This is a genomic window from Natronotalea proteinilytica (genome assembly GCF_055379935.1).
Window position 1 is genome coordinate 3,002,945 of record NZ_AP043947.1, and the last position, 25,529, is coordinate 3,028,473.

Sequence of the window (25,529 nt, forward strand, 5' to 3'; positions counted from 1 at the left end):
TAGCGCCCTAACTGCCATGCCTGCTCCTCCTTCCAACGATCAGCCTGATCCCGATCCTTCGCGGCCTTATGCCGAAGAAGAGATCTCATTGCTCGACATTCTGGTCGTGCTCGCCCGAAACCGGCGCTTTATCATTGCCTGCGTTATAGGAGCTGCGCTGTTTGGCGTGGTCTATGCCCTGGCTGCCTCGGAAGAGTATACCGCCTCCACACAAGTTGTGCGTGAAGCGGAAGGGCCAGCCAGTCAAAATATTCCAGGTGGCCTCTCTGCACTCCGCGGATTAGGAATTAGCGTGGGCGGAGGCGCAAGTGGCCTCACACCCGAAGCCTATCCTAACATCGTGTCTAGCCGGGAAGTCCGCCTGGCTGTGGCTCGCGACACATTCTACTTTCCTGAGATGGAGCAGCAGATGACGTTCGTAGACTATTACGAACAGCAAGAAGCCGGACTGCTCTCGGTTCTACGACGCTACACCATTGGGCTGCCGGGACAAATCATCGGCTGGTTTTCTTCAGATGATGACGTATCCCGTCCCATTGAAACCGACGAAGGAGAACGGATTTACCTCACCGAAGCCGAGGAAGATGCAATCAGAGACATCGACAATAAAGTCTCCTCCACCGCCGATATTGAAACCGGCATTATGTCGATTAGCGTGACGGACGCTGATGCCGTGCGGGCGTCTGAGGTCGCGGAAAGCTTCCTTGACCACCTCCGCGAACGCGTGCGGGCGATGCGCACCGAAAAAGCACGCCAAACGCTCGAGTTTATCGACGAACGTTTCGAAGAGGCACGGAACGAACTACAACAAGCTGAAGAACAGCTTGCAGTGTTTAACGACCGTAACCGAGACATTCGGTCGGCACGCTTGCGTACCGAACAAGAGCGGCTGCAGCGCCAGGTACGCTTTGCTTCGGATCTGTTTAGTGAGCTTCAAGCCCAGCGTACCCAAGCTGAAATCGAACTACAGCGGAGTCAGCCGGTCATTACCGTGCTCGAAGCCCCTAGCCCGCCCTCACAACGCAGTGCCCCCCGCCGCACGCTTATTGTATTACTCAGTCTTATACTGGGCGGTATGGTTGGCGTAGGAGGGGCCTTCGTAAAAACCTTCTTAGGAGAACAAGAAGACCAAGAAGAACGCGCAAAGCTGGACGAGATCAAACACGCGCTGCGCCACCCTTTTGGTCGCTCCTCAACCCTCGATACAACGCAATAACTACTTACCCAGCGCATGCGAACGGTCCATTCCTCCTCTCTCGTTATCGTCTTGGTTGCCGGACTCTTCCTGGCAGGATGTGGTGGCACAGATGCCACAGTTGATGCTGACACCGATTCAGAAACAACCCAGCCACCCGAATTGAGCGAGGCTCCTGAGCTGGTCCAGGAATACCAGGCGCTGCTTGACCCTGAAGAGATGGCTGCGCGCATGTATTACCTGGCGTCCGATCGCTTCGAGGGGCGCGAAACCGCCATGCCGGGCCAACACAAAGCCGCTGAATACCTGGCTTCGCAATACCGCAAGATGGGTGTGGCCCCCAAAGGTACAGTAGAGGCCGAGGACCCACGCGCTCCCGAGGCCTACTTCCAAGAGTTTACGGTCTATGGGACACGCACCACACATGCCTCACTCACCGCTACTCAGCAGACTGATACACTCGCTACCGGCACCTACGACACCACCCTGCCAAACACAAGCACCACCTTCCTTCCGTTGGGTACCCTTCCTGAACAAGAGGGAGGGCTTATTTTTGCTGGATACGGTATCGGTCAGTCTAACTTCAATGATTACAATGCTCTTGACGATGCCGGTCTCACCGTGGATGGCGATTGGCTCATGTTCTTGCGTAGCGACCCAGTCCATGACGATGGTACACACCTGTTCACCGGAACCGATGAACCCAGCACCTGGACCGACGGGCTTAACCGAAAGCTGCAGATCGTACGCGATCTAGGAAGATTTGGCGATGGTGAACCAGCAGCAGGCGTCTTAATCGTCGCCGACATCGGTCCGAAAGCGGTCGATGTTACCGAGCGCGCTCGTATCTTGGCCGATTACAACGAGCCGGGCTCAATGTCGCTTACCGAAGAAGAAGACAGCTCCACTTTCCCGGTCTACATGGTTTCTACCGAGTTTGCCGATGCGCTCCTCGCCGAAGCCGATCAGAGTGTAGAGGCCATTCAGCAAGAGGTGCTCGCCACCGAATCTCCCGTCGTGTTCGATGTGCCCGACGTGACGGTAGACAGCCGGCTTGAACGCACGCCCTACGCCAAACCTACAGACAACGTGGTGGCCCACATTGAGGGCAGCGACCCCGATCTCAAAGACGAGGTGATTGTCATTACCTCGCATTACGACCACATCGGGCTAGAGCCAACCGGCCCGCAAGACAACTATATCAACAACGGCGCCGACGATAACGCATCGGGCACCATCGCAACAGTCGCACTCGCTGAAGCCTTTCGCGCTGCCAAAGATGATGGATACGGCCCCCGCCGCTCCCTGCTCTTCTTGAACGTATCAGCCGAGGAGAAAGGACTACTTGGCTCGGCCTATTACGCCGATGAGGAGCCCATTTATCCGCTGGAGCAAACGGTGGCCAATCTAAACCTCGACATGATTGGACGTGTAGATCCGTCGTATCCCGAGTTACCCGACAGCAACTACGTATACGTCATTGGAGGCAACTTAATTTCTGATGATCTGGATGCCATCAACCGAGAAGCGAATGCACTCACCGGTATCGACTACACCTTGCATGAGCGCTACAACGATCCCAATGATCCGCAAGCGCTCTATCGCCGCTCCGATCAGTGGAACTTCGGCAAGCATAACATCCCGTTTATCTTCTACTTCTCGGGACTGCACGACGACTATCACGACGTAGGCGACGAAGCCCACAAGATCGACTACGAGCGCATGGCCGAGCGCACACGCTTAGTCTTTGGTACCACCTGGCAACTGGCCAATCAAGACGACCGTCCCGCTGTAACCGGAGAAGGCTTCCATTGAGTCTCCGCTCTTAGGTATTTCTCGACACCGTATCGCTATGCTCGACGACTTTCACGCTGCTGCCCGCCGTTACGAAGCCGATGTCATTGCGTGGCGACGCGCTCTGCATCAACATCCGGAGCTTTCTACAGAAGAGACGGAGACCGCTGAGTTTATCGCAAACGCGCTGCGTCCCCTTAACTTACCCGTACGCACTGGGCTCTACAACACGGGACTGATGGCTACCATTGAAGGCGATAAGCCCGGGCCTACTGTGTTTTTGCGGGCGGATATGGACGCGCTGCCTATCCAGGAGGAGACGGGGCTGGACTTCGCCTCTCAGAACGACGGCGCCATGCATGCCTGCGGACACGATGCCCACACGGCGATGCTGCTTGGCGCTGCCCACATCCTCAGTGGGATGCGCGAAGATATTCACGGGGCGATCCGACTCTGCTTTCAGCCGAGCGAGGAGCGCCTCCCGGGCGGAGCCCCATTTCTCATCGAAGAAGGCGTGCTCGACGACGATGAGCACAGCCCTGCCCCAGAGGTCGTCTACGGGCAGCACGTCGCGCCCGAGCTGCCTGCGGGTACGATTGGCGTGCACAGCGGCATGTACATGGCCTCTGCCGACGAGATCTACCTCACGATCCACGGCGAGGGCGGCCACGCAGCCGCCCCCCACGAGCTGTCGAGCGATGCCGTCGTAACAGCGGCCCACGTGATTACGGCACTGCAATCCGTAAACAGCCGTCATCGTCCGCCGGATGTGCCGAGCGTACTGTCGCTGGGCCGCGTGCAGGCCGACGGCGCCACCAATGTGCTCCCCGATGCCGTGCAGATTGAGGGCACCTTCCGCGCGATGGATGAGGCATGGCGGCAAAAGGCCCACGGACTCATCGAGCGCATCGCCACGCAAACCGCTCGCGCCTACGGTGCTACGGCTACGGTGGACGTAAAAACCGGCTATCCGGCGCTGTACAATCACGAAGCGCCAACCGAACTGGCCCGCAATGCTGCACTGGATTACGTCGGTGCCGAGCGCACCATCAACCTGGAGAAGTGGTATGCGGGCGAAGACTTTGCGTACTACCTGCAGGAATGCCCGGGCAGCTTCTACCGGCTGGGCACCGGCAGCGCCTCCGGCCACGAAACACACGGACTGCACACGTCGCGATTCACCATCAACGAAGACGCCCTGCGTACAGGCGCCGGGTTTATGGCCTATCTGGCCTGGCGATACGGGGCTGATCACTCCTAATCGAACCGCCGCAGTGCAAATACATCTCCTCTCAACACAAAAAACGCCCGCTTCCGGTGGATATTCCGGGCGGGCGTTGCGTCGTGATAAGGCAGAGGGAACTGGTGTGGCTTTAAGCCGGAGAGGGCGCGTTGATGGCTTCCACGCGCTGCACTTTTGGCACGGAGCGCTTGAGGGCCTGCTCAATACCCGCCCGGAGCGTCATCGTACTCATCGGACAGGTGCCGCATGCCCCAAGAAGCTCCAACTCGACCACGTAATCGTCGGTGACGTTCACGAGTCGGACGGAACCGCCATCGGCCATGAGATAGGGACGGATGGTATCGAGAGCTTCCTCTATCTGATCACGCAACTCCGGATCAATGGCCGGTTGCGTGCTGGAGGATGAGTCGCCTGAATCGGGCATAAGACAGCAAGGAGTACAGTGTAAATGTTGAAGCAGGACGGCTGCGTAGGTACTATACGGAAGCCTCTCGGAAAAGATCAATCGCCACCAACGTCGTATTGGTTCCTATCGATATAGGATCTCGACCTTCTCGGTAGGGTCCTGCGTGGCATTACGAATTTCAACTTGCTCTACAGCACGTTCGGCAATCTGAGTAAACGCCTGCGATGAGATAGAGTCGGGGTTGCGAAGCACCACAGGCATCCCTTCATCACCGCCCTCACGAACCGATTGCTCAATAGGGATTTCTCCTAAGAACGGCACGTCCAGCTCACGCGCTAAGTTTTGCGCGCCATTCTTGCCAAAGAGATGGTACTTCCGATCAGGCAGATCTGGCGGAGTAAAGTACGCCATGTTCTCAATAATGCCCAGTACCGGCACATCCACATTATCAAACATCGCCACGCCTTTGCGCGCATCGTCAAGCGCCACGTCTTGAGGCGTAGACACAATCACCGCCCCAGTAAGCGGAATCGTCTGCACAATCGTTAGCTGGATGTCGCCCGTTCCAGGAGGCAAGTCGAGCACCATATAGTCGACCTCGCCCCAGTGCACATCGCCCAGGAACTGCCGGATAGCCTTCGTGACCATCGGCCCGCGCCAGATGACGGCTTTCTCCGGATCCACCATAAACCCCATCGACAGCAGTTTGATACCGTGCTTTTCGAGCGGCTCGATCTTGCGTTGGTCGTTCACACGCGGCTTTTTGCCCTGCATTCCCATCATCGTCGGAATGGATGGGCCGTAGATATCTGTATCTACCAGCGCAACATTGTAGTCTTGCTCGGCGAGCGCGATCGCCAGATTCACCGCCACGGTGCTCTTGCCCACGCCGCCCTTGCCCGAGGCCACGGCGATCGTGTTCTTCACGCCCTTGTTCTCGGGCTCCTTGTCGCCGCTTTGATCGCCGACGGCAATCTCGTCGCCGAGCGAGATCATTTCGGCATCCACCTCCACATCTACCTCTATCGACGGGGCAATTTCGTCGTGGATCGCTTGGCGGCAGGCGCGCGCCACTTGCTTTTCGAAGGGCGTGCCCGGTTCCGGACACACAACAGTGAACGAGACGCGGTTGTCTTCAACCTGAAGGTTGCGCACCAAATCGAGCCGCACGATGTTCTGATCGCGGTCGGGCTCAACGACATGCTTCAAGGCATTCAACACAGCTTGACGAGAAAGAGCCATAGCAAGCAATGCGGGGTGGATTCGCAGAAACGATGGGTTGGGATGCACCCTGATACGGAGGATGGTGTTCCTCTGATCAAGCCGTATTCAACCGGTGGTCAATCAACATACTGAAAGTGGACGGCCCACCAAGGGCGGCTGGTGCGCTCGCGAGCCACGATGAACCCGGCTTCGGTTGCAGCCTTACGCATGGCGGGCCCCTCTTCGGGTAAGCATCCTGAGCAGATGCAGTGCCCCCCTGGCACCAGTCGCTCAGCAAACCGGGGCATCAGATCTACCAACACCGAACGATGAATGTTGGCCAGCACAATGTCTACCGGCGTTGCAGGCGTATCCGCAATCGACCCATGCATAACGCGTACACGGTCGGCCACGTTATTTATGGCTATGTTTTCGGTCGCATTCTCAGCAGCCCAGGTATCAATATCAAACGCATCTACGTGGCGGGCGCCCTGTAAGCACGCAGCAATAGCCAAAATCCCCGTGCCGGTGCCCGCGTCGAGCACGCGTGCATCGTTGCATGGAAGCTCGGGGAGGAGTTCAAGCACCAGCCGCGTGGACGGATGGTAGCCCGTGCCAAAGCTCATTTTGGGATCAATGATAATTTCCTGCGCCTCGGGCGGCGGCTCCTCTTCTGCCCACGAAGGCCGCACGAAAAATGGGCCAATGTGTTGGGGAGTTATGCTGGCCTCCCACTCGGCATTCCAGTTGCGTGGCGCAATACGTGTGTGGCTTAGGGTGGCATCGGGCGCATGCGTATCGAGCCAGCGGCGAAGGGCCGCCTCTTTTTCCTCCGACCACTGTTCCGGCTTTAAATAGGCACGAAGCGTGTCCCCATCCAGATAAAAGGCATGAGCGCCATAGTCTTCAAAAAACGCCGTAAGAGCGTCATGATGCTCCGCCGTGTTGGTCACGGCTACTTCAAGCGTTGGAGTATCAGTAGATGCATCGTTAGTCATTGGTTGGGATTCGTCCACGATAAAGGGAAGCAATGCCAAAGGTAAGCGGCTGCCAGAGCAGGTCGGTATAGCCTGCATCGTGCATACGCTTCAGAAAGTCGGAGCCGTCGGGAAAAGCCGCTACCGAATCGGGCAAGTACTGGTAAGCCCCGGCATCGGGGCTGAGCGTACCGCCCACCCGCGGGAGCACGTTGCGTGAGTACCAGTCGTACAGCGGCGCCATAAGTGCGCCGCGAGGCTGACTAAACTCCAATACCACAAGCACCCCGCCCGGACGCAGCGTGCGGCCCATGTCGCGCAGTCCGGCGTGTAGGTCTTCAAAGTTACGCACGCCAAACGCGACCAGAGCGGCATCGAATACGTTGTCCCCAAATGGCAAATCGGCGGCATCGGCTTGCACCAGAGAGATGCGGGGACTAAGCCCACGCTTATCCAGCTTTTGCTGGCCAAACCGGAGCATCTCAGCCGAAATGTCAACGCCCACAACCGTGCGAGGATGCAACTCTTGCTCTGCCATAATAGCCAGGTCCGCAGTTCCTGTAGCCATATCCATCAAGTGCGTGATCCGTTCTGGACGCAGCAAATCGATGGCACGGTGGCGCCAGTACTGGTCGATGCCCAGGCTTAAGATTCGATTCAGCAGGTCGTAGCGCGGTGCAATGGCATCGAACATCGCTTCGATGTGCTCGCGCTTTCCTTCAACTTCTCCAACTGGGGGATGCGTAGGCATAGGAATAAACCGCTGTAAAGCGGCACGTAAAAGGATAAACCGGGGATAGCGGCAGGCAGTAGGCATACACAACGTAGAGTAGATCTAGAAGTGCCCTACGCATGCGTTGGGTGGTCTGCTGCATGCATGTTGTTACACCGCCGTTCCACGATGGAGTCCCCACATCAGCTCAGAATTTGAGTAAGCTTCAGCAGGTCATAATCGATGCTCTTTTTGCGTCCCCACACGTTCCGCAGCGGCGTGAGTTTTACTTCGTTATTGACCAAGCCAACCATTACCGATGAATGGCCATCGAGCAGCGCTTCGACAGCTCCAACTCCCAGACGGCTGGCCAGCACGCGGTCGCCGGCAGTGGGAGAGCCGCCCCGCTGAATATGACCGAGGATCGTGGAGCGTAGATCAATATCGCTGAACGCGTCGTCTTCGAGCAGTGCTTGCTCGATGCCACGCGCCCCGCCGAGCTCGTCGCCTTCGGCCACCACCACAATGGTAGAACGGCGCTGGGCCGACATAAGCGAGTGGATGCGCTCCTTAATGACATCCATTTCGGTGATCGTTTCAGGAATGAGCACCATCTCTGCTCCTCCGCCAATGCCGCAGTTCAACGCGATGAACCCGGCATCGCGCCCCATGACCTCAATAAGAAACAGGCGGTTGTGCGCATCCGCCGTATCGCGCACCCGGTCGATGTTTTCAATGGCGGTGTTGAGCGCGGTGTCGTACCCGATCGTCGTATCGGTGCCGTAGAGGTCGTTGTCGATTGTGCCGGGGCAGCCAACCACGGGAACGCCATGCTCATCGTGAAGCGCTTGCGCACCACGCATCGTCCCATCGCCTCCAATGGCCACTAGGGCGTCGATCTTATACTTTTCGAGCACCTCTACCGCACGAGCACGGCCCTCGGGCTCTTTAAAGGCAGGGGAACGCGCACTTTTCAACACAGTGCCGCCTGACTGCACGATGTTTGAGACCGAGCGGCGGTCCATTTCAACCAGGTCGCCATCGATCATGCCTTCGTAGCCACGCCGAATGCCCATCACGTCAAGGTCGTTGGCCAATGCGGTGCGCACCACCGCACGCAAGCACGCATTCATACCTGGAGCATCGCCGCCGCTCGTGTACACACCGATGCGTTGAATGTCTTTCATGGAAACGAGTCATTGGTGCAAAAAGCAGTGGAGGAGTGCGCCACTCGTATGCTACTGGGCAAGCGGGCGCGCTACCACGATACCAGTCTGATGGTCGATCTGTTTGATGTAGGATTGAAGATCGGGCGAAACAAGGACTTCTCCTTGGAGCGACGCATGCAGCAGCCCCAATGATCCGTCGTCAGCCCGGTAGGCCAAGCCGGTGTGCGCAATATCTAGCCCGTCGATATCGGTAGCCAGCCCAATGATATCGCCCGCCTCGATCTGATCGGCCACCGCCTCGATATCGTCTTCCGGGATAACATGCCAGTGATGATTCGTGGCCTGAAGGCTAGCCTCCATATCTTCGATGCACGCATACAGGCTGTCGTTTTCAGCAAAGCGTGGATATGCATCGCGATTCTCGCCCATAAAAACGAGTGAACGATCTACCTTTTCCCCGCCCAATCCCTCCGTAATGTCTTCGATCACGCCCCGTTCGTGGTTGTCGGCAATCCATTCGCTGAAGTAGTGGAGTCGGGCACAATAGCCCGGAGTAGCGTCGCCTCGGTACCGCTGATCCTGAATATAGCCAGCAAAGGTATCAAAATCATAGTCTTGCTGCACAATACCGCGACTGATTGCCAACGCCGCCTCCACAAACGTCACGCAGTCAAATCCATCGAGGCGTGTTACCAATGTTTCGGTGGGCCCCTCATCGAGGGTGTGCTCTAGGTACGGCGCCTCTAAAAACTGAAGACCGACCTGCTGTACCACCTCGCCCAGCGCATTTTGATGCCAACGCGCAGACTGGGCTTCGGTCATGAGGGATTCGAAACGCGCTTCGGTTACCGAGTCCGGGGGCGCTGTAGCCGCCGCTTCGGCCTCGGGGGCCGGAGTCATCTCTTCTATATCCGAAGCATCGGCACAGCCGACGAGGCCAATGAGCAACAACGACAGCGCGGTGGGCAGCAACACATGAGGCATAAGGCAGCAGATGCAGATTCAGGAGGACCTGTCGGGGGCGTATTTAGCTTTCATATCCGGAAGGGTGTCGAACGGTTCATTCGGCAGCGGCCACCAGGTGGGGGAGCGACTGAGAGCATCGCGCAGCATGTGCAGATAGTTCATGCGTGTAACTTCTTGCGCGCCAAAGCGCTCTAGGTGCGAGGTGGTATACTGCGTATCCAGCAACACGTAGCCGCCGGCACGCAGTTGGCGTACCAGATGCGCAAGTGCCACCTTCGACGCATACGACTCGCGAAAAAACATGGACTCGCCAAAGAAGACGCCACCAAGTGCGACTCCGTACAGTCCTCCGGCCAGCGTATCGCCCGACCAGCACTCTACGCTGTGGGCCTGTCCGCGTGTATGCAGTTCCGTAAACACCGTTTTGATCGGTTCAGTGATCCACGTTTCTTCCCGATCGGCGCACCCTTCAATGACCGCCTCAAACGCCGTATCGCAGCGCACCGCAAACGTGCCTCGCCGCACATGCCGAGCTAGGTTGTGAGGCATATGGAACTCATCCAATGGAATAATGCCCCGTGGGTCCGGCGAATACCACTCAATCGCCTGCGTGTAGGGCGCCCCCATTGGAAACATGCCCTGCCGATACGCCCACACGACTTTGTCTGCAGAAAGGATGTTCGACATGCGTTCGCAACCAGAATGGATAAGACCTTCACGGGGTGTGTAACTGCGAACGAGCCGCGTCGTTCGTATGTTGATACACACTGTGCTTTGTTCTCCAAACCAAATGCTGTTGCCATGGACGACGCCACCTACCGCGCCGATGTGGATGCGCGCTCTTTCGATATCACTGTTGCCGACAACACGCTCCATGTTGATGAAACCGGACATGAGGTCTCTGTCGCGCGTGTGGGCAACGGCTATTTGTCGCTCGTGGTGGACGGACAAAGCCTGTCGGCAGCCGTAGAGCCGCTGGAGAACGACCGGTATCGCGTAACTATCAACGGGCGCATGACCGAGGTGCACGTCAAAGACGAACGGGCCATGCTGCTCGAAGAGTTTGGCTTGGAGCCCGATGCAGGTGCTGGCGAACGTGAGGTACGCGCGCCTATGCCCGGATTGGTGCTCGATGTGCTCGTGGAAGAGGGCGACATGGTAGCTGCCGATGAGGGCTTGGTGGTGCTAGAGGCTATGAAGATGGAGAATGAACTGGCTGCTCCTGCTGCCGGCACCGTTGCCACCATTCACGCTACCCAGGGCGATGCGGTTGAAAAGAATGCACTGCTCATTGAGTTAGATCTGGATGCGTAGCGCTGCGTCGTTTTCCCTTCTGTACACAGCCTTATCTACACGATGCGCATTCTTGTTACCGGAGCCACGGGCCTTGTCGGATCGGCGCTTGTTCGCCAGTTGGTGGCCCAGGACGCCACCGTGCGCATCTTCCGCCGCGACAGTTCGCCACTTGGTGCGCTTGGCGATACGGCCAACGTGGTAGAGCATACCATCGGCGACATCACCGAGCCCCACGCCGTAGCACAGGCTATGAAGGGGATTACGCATGTCTACCACAGTGCGGCCCACGTCGATCTGGGCGCCGACCTGTCGTCGCTGCGTCCGGTAAACGTAGACGGCACCGCCCATGTCGTGAACGCCGCCCGTGCTGAGGGCGTCACGCGGCTCGTGCACACGTCGAGTATTGCTGCTCTGGGGCGTCCCACCTCTAACGGATCGATCGACGAATCGACCGATTGGCAAAACGCACCGCATCGTTCGGCTTACGCACAAACCAAGCACGAGGCCGAACTGGAGGTACACCGCGGGCGGGCCGAGGGGCTCGACGCGGTCATCGTAAATCCGGCGCTGGTGTTTGGCACCGGTCGCCCCGATGCCAGCACGCACCGGCTTGTAGAGGCTGTGCGAAACAAGCGTTTGCCTGGCGTTCCACCCGGGGGCACCTGCGTGGTGGATGCTGAGGATGTGGCCACGGGCATGCGCCGTGCGATGCTTCACGGCACCTCGGGGCACCGCTATATTTTGGGAAGCCAGAATCTGCCGTGGCGTACTATCATCGAAGTGCTGGCCGACGCGTTTGACGTACCGCCCCCAACGCGAGAGATCCCGGCGTTTTGGCTGCGCGCGGCCGGTGGCTTGGCTGAAGGCTGGGCCTGGATCACGCGATCAACGCCGCGCTTCACTCGTCGCATGGCGCAGACGGCCTCTACCACGATGCAGTACAACACCACACGCGCTCGCACGGAGTTGGATTGCACCTTTCGCCCGTTCCCCGAAACAGCCCAACGCATTGCCGACACGTACATGGACCGCACTTGAGAGCTGGAGAATAATATCAGATCCGGCCACTCCGTTGAAAAATGGACGCATGGGTAACGGCGAGACGTTAACGGGTTCTTCCCCCCAAGGCGGTCTTTCCAGTGCTATGTCACAGTGCAGCAAGAGAATGCCTTCGGTACGGATCACGCCATTTCTGCCTCGGGATCATCGACCACAGAGGGGCCGAAATTCTTAACGATGAACACGGGGCAGGGAGTGCGGCGCACCACCTTTTCGGCAACGCTCCCAATCAAAAAGCGGCGCAGACCGGTGCGCCCGTGGGTGCCCATCAGAATAAGATCGGCGTTGAGTTCGTTGGCGCTGTGAACGATGTCTTGTGCGGCATATCCGGTAACCACATGCGTTTCGACGGTGAGTCCGGAGTCGGAGTGAAGCGTTTGCGCATAGCGTTGCAGCGACTCTTCGGCCCGCTCCATGACATCAGGAAGCACGGGCGTGAGGGGGTCGATGCCATACACAGTTGGATAGGCCACGTCTTCTACCACATGGAGCAGATGGATCGTTGCTCCATAAAGGGCCGCAACAGCTTCAGCGTGAGCAATGACGGAAGGGGTGTGCTCTGAAAGATCAACGGGCACCACGATATTTCGAATCGGATCGGTATCTTTCAGGTGCGGATCATCTGAGGCGTCGGTGGCTGCCTGGCAGAGGACCGTGAAGACCGGGCACGAAGCACGGCGTACAACCTCTTCAGCCACACTGCCGCTGAGCAGCCGATCGGCACCGCGCCGCCCATGGGTTCCCATCACGACCAGGTCGATAGCGCTCTCGTCAATGCGGTTTACAATAGCTTCCGCAGGTGAGGTGTCTTGAATCTGGTGGTACACAATGCGAACCGGCTCGTCGTGGTCTTCGTCATCCGGCTCGTAGTAGAGCCCTGATCCATCGTCAGCGGTTTCCAGCGGGAGATACTCCATGGGACGATCGTCGGCTTCATCGCCTACCACGGTGAGCACATGTACGGTTGCCCCCGTATCGGTAGCCAGGTGAATGGCATGTCCAAAAGCTTCTTCCGCGCAAGGCGAGAAGTCGGTGGGAAACAGAATGTTATTGAGGTGAAGCATAACAGTGTGGGAAAGCAGCAGAGCAGAAAAACGAGGGTGAGGTCGTTGGCAGCATTGTGGCGGGTACGACCGGTTCAGGCTTCAGCAGAGCAACAGCAAACCGGTAGGGTCTGTCAGGCGCTTTCGCTTTCGACCCACTGCACAGCACGTTGCATCAACTCGGTGGCTGAATCCAGGTTCAGCTTTTTCTTGATGCGCGCCCGATACGATTCGATCGTTTTCACGGACAGGTGAAGGCGTTCGGCAATATCGCGGGTGCTAATGCCTTGGCCGGTCAGTTCAAAGACCTCCAACTCGCGGTCGGAGAGAAGTTCGAGGGGAGACTGCATGAGGCGTTCGCGTCCGCCCTCGGCCATGCTTAGGAGCAAGCGTTCGTTGATTTCATTGCTTACGTAGATGCTGCCGTTGAGCACCTGGCGTACGGCGTGTACAATTACGTCGGCGGCTTCGAGCTTCATGACGTACCCACGGGCACCGGCTCGAATGGCCCGTTCGGCGTAGAGCACTTCATCGTGGCGCGACACTACAAGTGTACGGATGTCGGGGTAGCGTGCCTGCAAATGTTTGAGCAGTTCCATGCCACTCATGCCCGGCAACGAGATGTCAACAATAGCCAAATCGGGCGCGAGGTCATCAATCGCTTCTAGCGCATCTTCGGCGCTTTCCATTTGGCCAACCACATCAAGATCGACTTCGCCGTTCAGAGAAAGCGCAAGACCTTTGCGCATCAGTGGGTGGTCGTCAACGATTATAATGTCATAGGTCATAGCAGCATGGATTGGGTCACAGAAAGAGCGAAACGAGTCGCAAGGCGGTTATTGGATGGTAGTGGGCTGGTCGGCGCTGCGTGGGAGTGTGCAGGTAACGGTCGTCCCCTGGCCGGGGGCGCTATTTAGATCGAATGAGCCTCCGATAATGCGAGCCCGATACTTCATGATTCGTAGCCCCATCCCACCGTTCGTTATCCCCTCCGTTGCAAACCCTGCTCCGTCATCGCGGATACGCAGCCGCACCTGCTGCTCGTTGCCCGCGAGCGTAATGCGAATCCGATGCGCCTCTCCATGCCGAACCGCATTGTTAACGGCCTCTTGCGTAATTCGATACATGTGGGTAGCCGCCTGGCTGTTGTGCACCAGCGTTGTACCCACATCCTCAAACCGACAATGGACATCGAACAGGCGCTCGGCATTGTCGGAAAGGCGATTGAGGGCTTCTGTGAGGCCACTGGCTTCTAAGTCCACAGGCGTAAGCCCGCGAGCAAGGTCTCGCGCGTACTGATCGGCATCGCGAATCAGGTCCGTGATCTCGGCAGCATCGCTGGCCATCGCATGCTCCTCGCGCTGAAGTTGGTCCGACAGGTTTTTGTGGAGCAGTCCAATGCCTGTTAGCATTTGACCAAGGCCGTCGTGTAAGTCTTGCCCAATCCGACGGCGCTCGGCCTCACTGATGCTCAAGATCTCTTGTTCGAGCCGTCGTCGCTCGCTGATGTCGCGCACAATGCCAGTAAAGGTGATCCGATCATCGAGAGCCACCTCGCTCACAGCAAGCTCCATGGGAAACGTAGAGCCGTCTTTTCGCTTGCCAGTCACCTCGCGCCCGATGCCGATGATCTGTTTTTCGCCTGTGTCGTGGTAGTTCTGAATATAGGTGTTGTGCTCTCCGCGGTAGGGAGCCGGCATGAGCATTTTTACGTTGTTGCCAATTGCTTCGTGAGCGCTGTACCCAAATATATTTTCGGCAGCAGCGTTGAACGATTCAATTGTCCCGCGTGCATCGATGGTGATGATTCCATCGACAGTGGTTTCGAGAATAGCACGGGCTTTGGCTTCGCTTACATTGAGGGCGCGTTCAGTGCGCGCTTGCTCTACGGCCCCGGCCAGTACGTTGGCTACAGCCTGCAGGAAAAAAACCTCTTGGGAGGTGTAGGCACGCGGCGCTTCGGCATGCACGCCAAGCACCCCGTAGGGCTCCGGCGAACTGGCAATGGCCACACTGACGCCACTCCGTACCTGCTGATTACGCAGCAAAGGAGGCAGACAAAAGGCATTGCTCACGTCATCCATATTTTCTACCACAACAGGGCGGTTTTGCTGAAGCGTGTAGAGTGCTTGTGAGGGAACCGCATTGTACCGTTCGTGGATTGTATGAACGCCCAGTTCCACGTCGGTCCACCCGGTGCCGGCCCGGAGCAAAAAGGTCTGTTGGTCGGCCTGATGCTCTAGCACCTTGCAGGCATCAGCTTGTACGATATGACGCACCACGTGAGCTGCGTACGCCATGAGCACATCCATTTCAGTGCCCGATAGCGCGCGGCGGCTCAAGTCGGCGATAACAGCTTGTGCCAACTCGGGGGTTGGGGGCGTGTTGAGGGTCGGACGCAATGCAGAGCGGGCCCGGTATTGTTCAATGGCATTGATGCGTGTGTCTAGCAAGCTACGCTCATGCGTGTGCAAGAGGCAATCGTCAACCCCAGCACAGAACAGGTCGTGGATGTGCTTCGGACAGCCGTCGGAAAGAACGGCCATAACGAGCACATTTTGATTCACTGCACGAATGTGGCGGACCCAGCTGCACGGGTCCTGCTCAGGGTGGCACACCACAATTAAGTCGGGTGCGGTGGCAGGCCCAAGCGTAAGCGCCTGCGGATGCGTATAGGTGGCAATATGATGCTGACGCCGCTCCAGTGCATCGGCCACTTGGGTGCGAACCGCCGATGGAGGCCCAAGCAGTACGGTGTCCATAGAAACACGTGATATACATCCAAACAAAACGAGTCATGAAGCAAGCCCCCAGCCGGGTACTCATCAGCATGATCTAAGGTACTGTACGTACTATCACGGATGCTGCCCCCGTAATCCCGGTCCCTATGTACGTGGATACCCGATCCCCCTGTGGGGCTCCCCCTCACACACCTCTTCACAGTTTCCCCACACCGGCGTTCCGTAACCTGCTGTCAAGAATCCAGGCGTTCGGTTACGTTTCTGGGGGTAGGCGATGCGGCTTTTTGTTGAGCCGTTGTGTGCCGTCGTCCTAACCTTCATTCTTCGGGTTTGCTGATATGCTATCGCCCCGTTCCATCTTAGCCCCGTTTACGCCTCGCACAGCGCAGCCCACCGCTCTGTTGCATGCGTTGTCGCTGGCTAGTCGGTTGCAGGTCCCTTTGCACGTAACGCCGTGGCCGGGCTCAGAGGCAACAGCTTCTGCGCAGGATGTGCGCGTCGCTGTACGCTCATACGTGTCCGACGGCCCCCCTCCCCCACGCATCCATGTAGCAGCGTGGGAGGAGCGTCCGTTTTCAGTCAATGAATGGCTTCAGTACACGCAGCGCCATGCGGTAGACTTGATCACGCTTTCGCGATTCGACGCAAAGGCGCCAGCGCCCCCCATGGCATGCACCGATCTGCAACCGATGATTATGCGCACCAAAGCGGCGTTGCTTATGGTGCAGGTACCCTCCGATACCGCAGGATTTGCACAGGTGGTGGTGCCCACTGATATAACACCCGAGGCGGTACCCACGCTGCATCATGCCGAGGCGTTGGCTGCGGTGTACAATACACAGCTTACCCTCCTCCATGTGCTGCAGCGGAGACAGTATGTAGCGCTGACGCCCACCGACTTGCTCTCGGTTGACTCGGCGACCATGGCCCCGCGAACGGCGCATCGGCGCTTGCGCACTTGGTATCGTCGCCATGCCCATCCGAAGCATCCGCTACAGGAATCGCCCCGCATGAAAATAGAGCAGGGCGACCCCGCCACCACCATTGTACAAGAAACCCAAGATCAATCGACCAGCCTGATTGTTATGGCCGCCACACAAGGTACACCCCGCGAGGCGGGGCTGAGTCCAATCACTGAAAATGTGCTGCGCCGTACCACCTGTCCGGTCTTTGTAACCCGGCCCCATCACCGGTCCTTGGTGCGCCCTGCGCGCATCTCCTCGGGGCGGTCACAATCGACTTCATCATCATGAGAAATGATGCGTCGGGAGATCTCCCACAGACGAAGTTCCTAATCCATTACGTTCGGGGTAAGGCTCGTCTGTCATAAGGCGGACGCCACCACGAGTTGTTTACGTATCGACGTTAGCCTGTCCTTCGCTCACCAGCGTGCTTAGTTCATATATGTCCGCTCAAGATCCCCCCTCCTCAACAGCCCCTCGGGTGCAGTCGGAGGATGTTGAAGTCTTTTCGTATGACGAGCAGATCACCCGTCTTTTTGTTATTGCCACCATGGTGTGGGGTGTTATTGGAATGCTGGTGGGGCTCCTCCTGGCCTTGCAGCTCCCCTACCCTGAATCTAACCTTGGCGAATATCTGTCGTTTGGACGGCTGCGCCCGTTGCATACCAACGCGGTCATTTTTGCGTTTGCTGGCAACGCCATCTTTGCGGCGATCTACTACTCCACGCAACGCCTATGTAAGGTGCGGATGTATAGCGATTGGATGAGCCGCTTTCACTTCTGGGGGTGGCAAGCCATTATCGTGTCGGCAGCTATCACGCTTCCGCTTGGATATACGACCAGCAAAGAGTATGCGGAGTTGGAGTGGCCCATCAGCATTGCCATTGCCGTGGTCTGGATCATCTTTGCGATCAACTTCTTCGCGACACTGAAGCAGCGCCGCGTCAAGCACATGTACGTGGCGCTCTGGTTCTACATCGCCACGATCATCACCGTAGCGGTGCTTCACGTGGGCAATAACCTGGCCATTCCCGTCGGCGCGTTGGAGAGCTATCCGATCTACGCTGGCGTTCAGGATGCGATGGTGCAATGGTGGTATGGGCACAATGCGGTGGCGTTTTTCCTGACTACGCCGTTCTTGGGGCTCATGTACTACTTCTTACCCAAAGCGGCTGAACGACCGGTATTCTCATATCGGCTCTCCATTGTACACTTTTGGAGCCTGGTTTTCATTTACATCTGGGCTGGCCCTCACCACCTAATCTACACCGCGGTGCCGGAGTGGGCCGCCACCCTGGGCATGGTCTTTAGCGTCATGCTCTGGATGCCGAGCTGGGGAGGCATGATCAACGGCCTGTTTACTCTGCGCGGGGCATGGCATAAACTGCGCGATAGCGTGGTGCTCAAGATGTTTGTTGTGGGCATCACCTTCTACGGAATGGCAACCTTCGAAGGGCCGGCACTCTCGGTAAAAAGCGTAAACGCCCTTACGCACTATACCGATTGGACCATTGCCCACGTGCACTCGGGCGCCCTTGGCTGGAATGGGTTCATGATCTTTGGCATGATCTACTGGCTCCTACCCCGCTTGTGGCGCACACCGCTGTGGAGCGATAAGCTGGCCAATGCACACTTCTGGGTGGGCACCATCGGCATCCTCGTTTACGTTATTTCCATGTACGTATCTGGAGTTACGCAGGGCCTGATGTGGCGCGCCTTTGACGATGCCGGGCGCCTGATGTATCCTGACTTCATGGAAACGGTGGTACAGGTCATCCCAATGTACTGGGCACGCTTCATCGGCGGAACGCTCTACCTGGCCGGCACCCTCATGATGGTCGTGAACATGATCATGACCATTCGCAATGCCCCCGATACGCTGCCTGATGCTGCGCAAATTACAGCCCGTTCATCGGTCGCGGCCACCATGGGCGGAGACGGCGCTGCAGGCGACGGCGCCCCTAGCACGGAAGCGGCACCGGCCCCCGAATCGGCCGATAGCGAAGACGACGATGAGGACGACACCGCACGCCCTGGCACGAAACGCGTGCAGCTCCCCTCCCCCGACGACAGCTAACCCGACCGTGCACGCTCCTGCACCTGTTCATCCCTTTTGCTGAAGCTCCCCTGTTAAATCCATGAGCCGTTTTATCAAAAAAGATGGCATGCACCGTACCCTCGAAGGGTGGCCGCTGGTGTTTACTGTGCTTACCACCGTCGCCATCCTGGTCGGTGGGCTGGTGCAAATTGTGCCTCTCATGCTGGCTGGTGATGCCGAAACCCGCATTGAAAGCGTAGAGCCCTTTACACCGCTTGAACTGGCCGGACGCGACATCTACATCGCTGAGGGGTGCGTGGGCTGCCATTCGCAGGCTGTACGCCCGTTCCGGCACGAACTGGAGCGCTACGGCGAATACCAGAAAGCGGGCGAAACCGTCTACGAACGTCCGTTCCTGTGGGGCTCAAAGCGAACCGGTCCCGATCTGTCTCGCGTAGGAGGTGAATACTCGCACATGTGGCACGTACGCCATATGGAAGACCCCACCTCTACGAGCCCCGGCTCCATCATGCCGCCCTACCCCTGGATGTTCGACAACGAAACCAACTTTGACGTACTCCCACGCAAGCTGCGCGCCCTACAGCGGTTGGGGACTCCGTACAGCGATGAGGAAATCGAAAACGCAGACGAGATCGCGCGTGAGCAAGCCAATACCATTGCACGCGAAATTGTAGATCAAGGGGGGCCTGAAGGACTCGAAGACAAGGAGATTGTAGCGCTCATCGCATACCTCCAACGTCTAGGCACCGACATTGAAGGCGAAACGGAACCCACAGCCGAGGCATCCCAGGACGCCACACAACCTTCTACTGCCGATGCCAATTGAGTAGTCCCCCTAAGTAGCCCTCCGTATCCCGTATACACGGGTAACGGCTCTTTTTACTTACATGCTCTGTGCTATGGTATTATCCGCTTGGTTTTTAGTGACCTGGAAAGATATTCTCCGTTCGTTGGAAACGGGGCCACTAGCAGAAATTGGATTGCTGGCCTTTTTTATAGCCTTCATACTCATTCTGCTGTACGTGTACTGGATGCCTAAAGACTTTCGCGAGCATGCTCGGCACATGCCGCTCGAAGACGATACCCCCCCTCACAAAAACGGATCATCCTCATGAGTCGCGCAGACGATCCCAACACTTCGAAGACTCCTCGCAACGACAACGATCGCGAGGGGTCGGTGCTCTATGGCGGCACCTCCGACGAAATCATGCAAGGCCATAGCTACGACGGCATTCAGGAATATGATAATCCTATGCCCGGATGGTGGATATGGCTCTTGTGGGCCACCGTTGCCTTTGCCGTATTCTATGTTATCGGAATCAATGTCGGCTTAATTAACAACTATGAGGAAGACCTCGCCGAAAGCCTGGACGAACTCGAACAGATCCGGGCAGCCTACGCCGAAGAAGCAGGCGACGAGTTTGAAGTAACCGAGGTCAACATCGAAGAAAACTATGTGGGCATCGACGAGCATATCGAAGCCGCAAGTGAAAATTATGCACGCCTTTGCGCCTCCTGCCATGGCGATCAGGGACAAGGAGGTATTGGCCCTAACCTTACGGATCAACACTTCATGCACGGCGGCACCAATGTGGATATCTACGAGGTGCTTACCGATGGCATAAGTGGACAGGGAATGCCTGCTTTTGCCGCCCAGCTATCCTCCGAAGAACGTGCGCAAATGGTAGCGTTTATCCGTTCCATTGAAGGCACCGATCCGCCGGATGCACGCGACCCTCAAGGTGAATTCATCGAACGCAATTAACCCGAGGCAATCTTCCCTCCAACTAATTTGTAACACTTTACCACCTACTTGCAGCCCCTTCTCATATAGGCCCTTCGCCCCATGGCTCGCAACGATTTTATCGATGCCGACGACGTTGGCATTCTGGATTCGCCTGAGGCCGTTCTTTCTACCATGGACAAAGAAGGCGACCGCCGTTGGCTTTATCCTACGCCTAGCAAAGGGTTCTATTATTGGTGGCGCTTAGCTATTGGGTGGGGGCTAATCGCCCTCTTCGTAAGTCTGCCGTGGATTACGATCAACGATAAGCCCGCGGTGCTGCTCGACCTGATGAACCGCGAGTTCACGCTCTTCGGCACCACATTCTTCCCTACCGATACGCTCCTCTTACTCGGCTTTGCACTGGGTACACTCGTCAGCATTATTCTGATCTCTGCCCTACTGGGACGAATTTGGTGCGGGTGGGGGTGTCCGCAGACGGTCTACCTGGAGTTCGTGTACCGCCCCATCGAACGTTGGATCGAAGGGGCTGAGCATGTTCGCAAACGCCGCGACAACGAACCGCTTACGTTTGATAAAGCATGGCGCAAAACAGCCAAATGGGGCGTCTATGCCGTCATATCCATTGCGTTGGCCCATACGTTCGTATCGTACTTTGTAGGGTGGGAACGCCTGCTCACCTGGATGCAGGGCGACCCACGTGACCATTGGGGCTACTTCGTGATGATGGCAGGAACCACGGCACTCATCTTGTTTGACTTTGGATTCTTCCGGGAACAGATGTGCACCATCACCTGCCCCTACGCGCGCTTCCAGTCGGTTCTGCTTGACCCGGACTCGCTCATCGTGTCGTACGACGAAGAGCGTGGCGAACCGCGTGGACGCGGCAAAGACCGCTCTGAACTGGGCGACTGCATCGACTGCGGCGCGTGCGTGCGTACCTGTCCCACAGGCATTGACATTCGCGATGGCTTGCAAATGGAGTGCGTCGCGTGCACACAGTGCATTGACGCCTGCGACGACATCATGGACAAGATGGGCTGGGAACCGGGCCTCATCAAGTACACCTCAGAAAAAGCGCTCAATGATGAGCCGACCCAGTTGGTGCGTCCCCGTACGGTGCTGTACAGCGGCGCGCTGCTCGTCCTCACCGTGTTCTTCGTTGGCTTGCTGTGGACACGCCCCACATACGACATCAACGTGGCACGAGCAACCGCCGAACCGTTCGTCGTGCTTCCCAACGACGACATTGCGAACCGCATCCGGGTACGGGTGCGCAACCAAAGTGCCCAAGAAGCGCGCTTTACCATTGGAGCCGAAGGCATCCCCAACGTGCAGGTAAACCCCGTCGGTCCCGATGAGATTACGCTGCAACCCCAGGAAATGCATCGGTCGGAGGCGTGGATTGTCGTGCCCCCCGATGCGTTCGACAACGGACGCCGCGAGGTCACTATCGTGCTGCGGTTTGACGATGGCACGGAGCAGCGCATTCCGTTCCCTATGCTGAGCCCACATAGCCGCGAAGCCGAAGACCCAGACATGCTCGACCACGAAGCCGAGCCCTCCTGATAGCTCAGCAGCGTCTCGCCTTCCCCCATACCACTGACTCCTCCTAATTCTATGCGTTCGATCCTCCCTCCTCATATCGCGTGGCCCGGACTCGTCGTGCTCATTTTGAGCATCGGCATTACCGCAGTGGGCATTACCATACACCAGGCCCATAAAGATGGAGGCGTGGCCATGGTAGATGACTACACCGTGAACACATCCGACTGGGAGGAGCTCACAGCCGCCCGTGGAGAAACCCGTGGCTGGACGGGCTCGCTTGCATTCAACGAAGACGAACCGTCGCATTTGCAGCTTGAGTTGGCGGATGCGCAGGGCCATCCCGTATCCATCGGTAACGGCACGCTAACGCTCCGACAGCCCCATCACGAGGTGCCGTTCTACGAAACCCCACTTCAGGAAGAGGCGCCTGGCGAGTACGCACACACCGTGCCCCTCCTTAAATCTGGAGTGTGGGATGCAGTGGTACGTGGCACCGTTGACGAAACACGTGTCGAATATACGGTGCGGTTTACGCACGGCGAGTAAGCCCCCACAGACCAATGCATACCAGCCGATACCGATTGTTTTCGTTCTAATCAGTAGCCCTCTGTATGGCCGCTCCTGTCGATGCTTCGCCCCCGCCTAAGACTCCGGCAGCTGATGCGCCTTGTGCGCATTGTGGGCTACCTGTGGGGGCAGCGCCAGTTGGGCCGCCCGATGGCCCGCATTTCTGTTGCCAGGGGTGCGAGGTGGTGCATCAAACGCTCTATGAAACGGGGTTGCACGATACGTACTATCGCCTTTCGGGGATCGGACAAGAGCGGGCTCCCCAGCCCGCACAGTCGCAACCCGACGAGCTGGTCTATGCCGAGCTGGATACCGACACATTTCTCGATGAGCATGCCCCGCCCGATGACCACGGAGTTCGCACCATCACGCTATTCTTGGATGGTGTGCACTGTGCCGCGTGCGTATGGCTTGTAGAGCGCCTGCCCGATGCCTTGGATGGCGTCACCGATGCGCGCCTTGACCTGCCCCGCGCCCGGCTCCACCTGGAGTGGAAGCAACACCGCACGCCGCTCACAGAGGTCGCCGATTGGTTGGCCCAGTTCGGGTATCGCGTGCATCCGGTGCGCGAAGACCAGCATCAGGCGCGAACGCATGAAGAGCGTCGCCTGCTGTTGAAGGTGGGCGTGTGCTGGGCACTCGCCGCCAACGTCATGTTGCTGGCCTTGGCTCTCTATGCCGGCCTCGATGCCATCGATTCAACACTCAACGCAGCAGCACACTGGGTAAGCTTTGGGCTGGCCATCCCTGCCGTGCTGTACGGTGGCAGTGAGTTTGTGCGGCGCGCCTGGTCCTCTGTCAAGTGGGCCTGGCAGCAGGGTACCGCGCGCCACCTGCACATGGATCTGCCCATTGCGCTGGGCATCTGGGTAGGGTTTATAGACAGTGTGTGGGGCACCGTATCCGGACGCGGCGAGGTGTGGTTCGACTCCATTACCGTGCTCATTGCAGCCGTGCTTACCGCACGATGGCTGCAGCTGCGCAGCCGACGCCTAGCCGGCGATGCAAGCGACCGGCTGCTGGCCCTCCTGCCCACCATGGCACATCAAGTGGACCCCGATGGCAACACCACGGCGGTGCGCGTAGACACCCTTTCTCCGGGCGATACCGTACACATCCGTCCTGGCGATACCATTCCGGTGGATGGCGTGATCGCTGAAGGGCGCTCCTCTGTTAACAATGCCGTGCTTACGGGTGAGCATGAACCCACGCCTGTAACGCCCGGCGATGAGGTGACCGGCGGCGCAACCAACCTGAGCGCCCCCCTTACAGTGACGGTACACGCCACCGGAGCCGAGTCGTCAATTGGGCAGCTACTGGCCTGGGTACGCGAAGAGGCCCCCCAAACGGCACGCGTAGCTCACTTCACCGATCGCCTCACCGGCTACTTTGTGGCAGGCGTTGCCACGCTGGCGATCCTCACCGCAGCCCTCTGGATGATGTGGGCGCCCGACGAAGCCATGCGCAATGTGGTAGCGCTGCTCGTCATTACGTGTCCCTGTGCGCTGGGCATGGCTACCCCGCTCGCCCTGGCCGTAGCTACCGGACAGGCTGCTCAGACGGGTATCTTCATCAAGAGCGAGATTACCATTGAACAGTGCCGCGATGTCGATGCTATTGTGCTCGATAAAACCGGCACGCTCACCGAAGGGCAGCTTTCTCTGTTGGATACGCATGGATCGGAACGTGCCGTGCAGTATGCTGCCGCCCTCGAAACGCAGAGCACACACCCCATTGCTCAAGCTCTAACCGACGCCTATCGCCCGGAGTCCAGCGGACTGCCCCCCCTCGCGAACATTAACCATACTGCCGGGCGCGGCATGGAAGGGTACGTGGCATCGGCCCATGTACGAGTGGGGCGGCCCGACTGGGTGGGGCAACACGCAACGTATCCCCCTGACATGCAACACACCGTGACTGATGCGGCGGAGGCCGGACATACACCGGTGGCGGTGGCGGTAGATGGAGAAATCCAGGCCGTTTGCGTGTTCGGAGATCGGCTGCGCCCGGAGGTGCCTGCCCTGATTGAAGCCTGGCAGAACGAAGGACACCACATCGTGTTGCTTTCGGGCGACCACCCCAACGTGGTGCAGCATGTGGCGCGTCGTCTGAATCTACCGTCCGAATCAGCACGTGGCCACGTATCCCCCGAGGAAAAGCGTGCTGCCGTGGCTGCGCTTTGCGAAGATGGGCATACCGTAGCTATGGTAGGCGACGGGGTAAACGATGCTGGGGCGCTTCAGCAGGCCGATATTGGAATCGCGGTAGATGGAGGCGCCACGCCGAGCCTGGTGGCCGCCGATGTGTTTTTGACGCGACAAGGACTGCAGCCCATTAACGAACTTTTCGATGGAGCCGCCAACGTAATGCGCACGATCACAGGCACCTTGTCGTTTTCGCTGTTGTATAACCTTCTAGGAGGCACTGCCGCTTTGTTGGGATTTGTAGGGCCGCTGGTTGCTGCCGTGGCCATGCCCGTAAGCTCCCTGGTTGTGGTTACAGCCTCAATTCTGCAGCGTAGCTTTCGTGTAGCCGATCCGCTACCCGAGCAACCCAGTGCTACAACAACAGGAACCGCTTCGGTATCCGTTGCACAAACGCCCTCCACTGCACTATGAACATTTTGTACCTTTTGGTTCCGTTGGCGATTCTTCTGGCCGGAATGGGCGTGGCCGGGTTTGTGTGGTCGGTTCGTACCGGGCAGTATGACGATGTGGAAACGCCGGCCATGCGTGTGATTATAGATGATGACGTGCCCGAGCCCCAACGACCCGATTCCGACGAGTCGGACGATACCGGGGCGAACAATACGAAGGCTTCGTCTTAACGTCCTTTTTGACTTACA

The 25,529-nt window shown here is 57.9% G+C and carries 24 protein-coding genes; 14 read left to right on the forward strand and 10 right to left on the reverse strand.

Annotated features, from left to right (window positions below; genetic code table 11):
• The first annotated feature begins 16 nt into the window (after window positions 1–16).
• The 3 genes from ACZ5AL_RS11950 to ACZ5AL_RS11960 are packed head-to-tail and all read left to right on the forward strand — an operon-like array spanning window position 17 to window position 4,250.
• Window positions 17–1,216: a Wzz/FepE/Etk N-terminal domain-containing protein gene (locus tag ACZ5AL_RS11950; RefSeq protein WP_464510632.1), complete on the forward strand. Its 1,200-nt coding sequence runs from the start codon at window positions 17–19 to the stop codon at window positions 1,214–1,216.
• A gap of 15 nt (window positions 1,217–1,231) precedes the next feature.
• Window positions 1,232–3,010, forward strand: coding sequence for a M28 family peptidase (locus ACZ5AL_RS11955; RefSeq protein WP_464510633.1), 1,779 nt, complete (start codon window positions 1,232–1,234; stop codon window positions 3,008–3,010).
• Window positions 3,011–3,047: 37 nt separating this feature from the next.
• Window positions 3,048–4,250: a M20 metallopeptidase family protein gene (locus ACZ5AL_RS11960; RefSeq protein ID WP_464510634.1), complete on the forward strand. Its 1,203-nt coding sequence runs from the start codon at window positions 3,048–3,050 to the stop codon at window positions 4,248–4,250.
• Between the two features lie 112 nt (window positions 4,251–4,362).
• Here ACZ5AL_RS11960 and ACZ5AL_RS11965 read toward each other — a convergent pair whose 3' ends face one another.
• From ACZ5AL_RS11965 to aat, 7 genes are all read right to left on the reverse strand, one after another.
• Window positions 4,363–4,656 carry a NifU family protein gene (locus ACZ5AL_RS11965; RefSeq protein WP_464510636.1) on the reverse strand — a complete coding sequence of 98 codons (294 nt, stop codon included), beginning with the start codon at window positions 4,654–4,656 and terminating at the stop codon, window positions 4,363–4,365.
• Between the two features lie 105 nt (window positions 4,657–4,761).
• Window positions 4,762–5,880 (reverse strand): Mrp/NBP35 family ATP-binding protein, encoded by a 1,119-nt coding sequence (locus ACZ5AL_RS11970; RefSeq protein WP_464510637.1) that lies wholly within the window; start codon window positions 5,878–5,880, stop codon window positions 4,762–4,764.
• A 98-nt stretch (window positions 5,881–5,978) separates the two neighbouring features.
• Window positions 5,979–6,839, reverse strand: coding sequence for a 50S ribosomal protein L11 methyltransferase (gene prmA, locus ACZ5AL_RS11975; RefSeq protein ID WP_464510638.1), 861 nt, complete (start codon window positions 6,837–6,839; stop codon window positions 5,979–5,981).
• On the reverse strand, window positions 6,832–7,635 hold the full coding sequence (gene ubiE, locus ACZ5AL_RS11980) for a bifunctional demethylmenaquinone methyltransferase/2-methoxy-6-polyprenyl-1,4-benzoquinol methylase UbiE (protein WP_464510639.1): 804 nt from the start codon (window positions 7,633–7,635) through the stop codon (window positions 6,832–6,834). The genes prmA and ubiE overlap by 8 nt, the downstream gene beginning before the upstream one ends.
• 98 nt (window positions 7,636–7,733) lie before the next feature.
• The gene (gene pfkA, locus ACZ5AL_RS11985; RefSeq protein ID WP_464510641.1) at window positions 7,734–8,717 is read right to left on the reverse strand and encodes a 6-phosphofructokinase; all 984 of its coding nucleotides are present in this window, start codon (window positions 8,715–8,717) and stop codon (window positions 7,734–7,736) included.
• A gap of 51 nt (window positions 8,718–8,768) precedes the next feature.
• Window positions 8,769–9,683, reverse strand: a complete 915-nt coding sequence (locus ACZ5AL_RS11990; RefSeq protein WP_464510642.1) for an N-acetylmuramoyl-L-alanine amidase-like domain-containing protein — start codon at window positions 9,681–9,683, stop codon at window positions 8,769–8,771.
• Between the two features lie 18 nt (window positions 9,684–9,701).
• Window positions 9,702–10,352 (reverse strand): leucyl/phenylalanyl-tRNA--protein transferase, encoded by a 651-nt coding sequence (gene aat / locus ACZ5AL_RS11995; protein WP_464510643.1) that lies wholly within the window; start codon window positions 10,350–10,352, stop codon window positions 9,702–9,704.
• Window positions 10,353–10,466: 114 nt separating this feature from the next.
• On the opposite strand from aat, the gene ACZ5AL_RS12000 reads away from it, so the two are divergent.
• On the forward strand, window positions 10,467–10,979 hold the full coding sequence (locus ACZ5AL_RS12000) for an acyl-CoA carboxylase biotin carboxyl carrier protein subunit (protein WP_464510644.1): 513 nt from the start codon (window positions 10,467–10,469) through the stop codon (window positions 10,977–10,979).
• Between the two features lie 42 nt (window positions 10,980–11,021).
• Window positions 11,022–11,999, forward strand: coding sequence for an SDR family oxidoreductase (locus ACZ5AL_RS12005; RefSeq protein WP_464510646.1), 978 nt, complete (start codon window positions 11,022–11,024; stop codon window positions 11,997–11,999).
• A 143-nt stretch (window positions 12,000–12,142) separates the two neighbouring features.
• Here the strand turns inward: ACZ5AL_RS12005 and ACZ5AL_RS12010 are convergent, their stop codons facing one another.
• From ACZ5AL_RS12010 to ACZ5AL_RS12020, 3 genes are all read right to left on the reverse strand, one after another.
• Window positions 12,143–13,084 carry a universal stress protein gene (locus tag ACZ5AL_RS12010; RefSeq protein ID WP_464510647.1) on the reverse strand — a complete coding sequence of 314 codons (942 nt, stop codon included), beginning with the start codon at window positions 13,082–13,084 and terminating at the stop codon, window positions 12,143–12,145.
• A 113-nt stretch (window positions 13,085–13,197) separates the two neighbouring features.
• The gene (locus ACZ5AL_RS12015) at window positions 13,198–13,851 is read right to left on the reverse strand and encodes a response regulator (protein ID WP_464510648.1); all 654 of its coding nucleotides are present in this window, start codon (window positions 13,849–13,851) and stop codon (window positions 13,198–13,200) included.
• Window positions 13,852–13,899: 48 nt separating this feature from the next.
• A complete protein-coding gene (locus ACZ5AL_RS12020) occupies window positions 13,900–15,825 on the reverse strand; it encodes a PAS domain S-box protein (protein WP_464510650.1) in 1,926 nt (641 codons plus the stop codon).
• 317 nt (window positions 15,826–16,142) lie between these two features.
• On the opposite strand from ACZ5AL_RS12020, the gene ACZ5AL_RS12025 reads away from it, so the two are divergent.
• From ACZ5AL_RS12025 to ccoS, 9 genes are all read left to right on the forward strand, one after another.
• The gene (locus tag ACZ5AL_RS12025) at window positions 16,143–17,057 is read left to right on the forward strand and encodes a universal stress protein (protein WP_464510651.1); all 915 of its coding nucleotides are present in this window, start codon (window positions 16,143–16,145) and stop codon (window positions 17,055–17,057) included.
• A gap of 151 nt (window positions 17,058–17,208) precedes the next feature.
• The gene (ccoN, locus tag ACZ5AL_RS12030; protein WP_464510652.1) at window positions 17,209–18,843 is read left to right on the forward strand and encodes a cytochrome-c oxidase, cbb3-type subunit I; all 1,635 of its coding nucleotides are present in this window, start codon (window positions 17,209–17,211) and stop codon (window positions 18,841–18,843) included.
• A gap of 61 nt (window positions 18,844–18,904) precedes the next feature.
• Window positions 18,905–19,651 (forward strand): cytochrome-c oxidase, cbb3-type subunit II, encoded by a 747-nt coding sequence (ccoO, locus tag ACZ5AL_RS12035; protein WP_464510654.1) that lies wholly within the window; start codon window positions 18,905–18,907, stop codon window positions 19,649–19,651.
• A gap of 73 nt (window positions 19,652–19,724) precedes the next feature.
• Complete coding sequence (locus ACZ5AL_RS12040) at window positions 19,725–19,940, forward strand: cbb3-type cytochrome c oxidase subunit 3 (RefSeq protein ID WP_464510655.1); 216 nt, start codon at window positions 19,725–19,727, stop codon at window positions 19,938–19,940.
• Complete coding sequence (locus ACZ5AL_RS12045; RefSeq protein ID WP_464510656.1) at window positions 19,937–20,590, forward strand: cbb3-type cytochrome c oxidase N-terminal domain-containing protein; 654 nt, start codon at window positions 19,937–19,939, stop codon at window positions 20,588–20,590. The genes ACZ5AL_RS12040 and ACZ5AL_RS12045 overlap by 4 nt, the downstream gene beginning before the upstream one ends.
• A gap of 81 nt (window positions 20,591–20,671) precedes the next feature.
• Window positions 20,672–22,138: a cytochrome c oxidase accessory protein CcoG gene (gene ccoG, locus ACZ5AL_RS12050; protein ID WP_464510657.1), complete on the forward strand. Its 1,467-nt coding sequence runs from the start codon at window positions 20,672–20,674 to the stop codon at window positions 22,136–22,138.
• Window positions 22,139–22,189: 51 nt separating this feature from the next.
• Window positions 22,190–22,663, forward strand: coding sequence for a FixH family protein (locus ACZ5AL_RS12055; RefSeq protein ID WP_464510659.1), 474 nt, complete (start codon window positions 22,190–22,192; stop codon window positions 22,661–22,663).
• 65 nt (window positions 22,664–22,728) lie between these two features.
• Window positions 22,729–25,302 (forward strand): heavy metal translocating P-type ATPase, encoded by a 2,574-nt coding sequence (locus ACZ5AL_RS12060; RefSeq protein WP_464510661.1) that lies wholly within the window; start codon window positions 22,729–22,731, stop codon window positions 25,300–25,302.
• Window positions 25,299–25,511, forward strand: coding sequence for a cbb3-type cytochrome oxidase assembly protein CcoS (ccoS, locus tag ACZ5AL_RS12065; protein WP_464510662.1), 213 nt, complete (start codon window positions 25,299–25,301; stop codon window positions 25,509–25,511). Before ACZ5AL_RS12060 ends, ccoS begins: the two co-directional genes overlap by 4 nt.
• The last annotated feature ends 18 nt before the right edge of the window (window positions 25,512–25,529 follow it).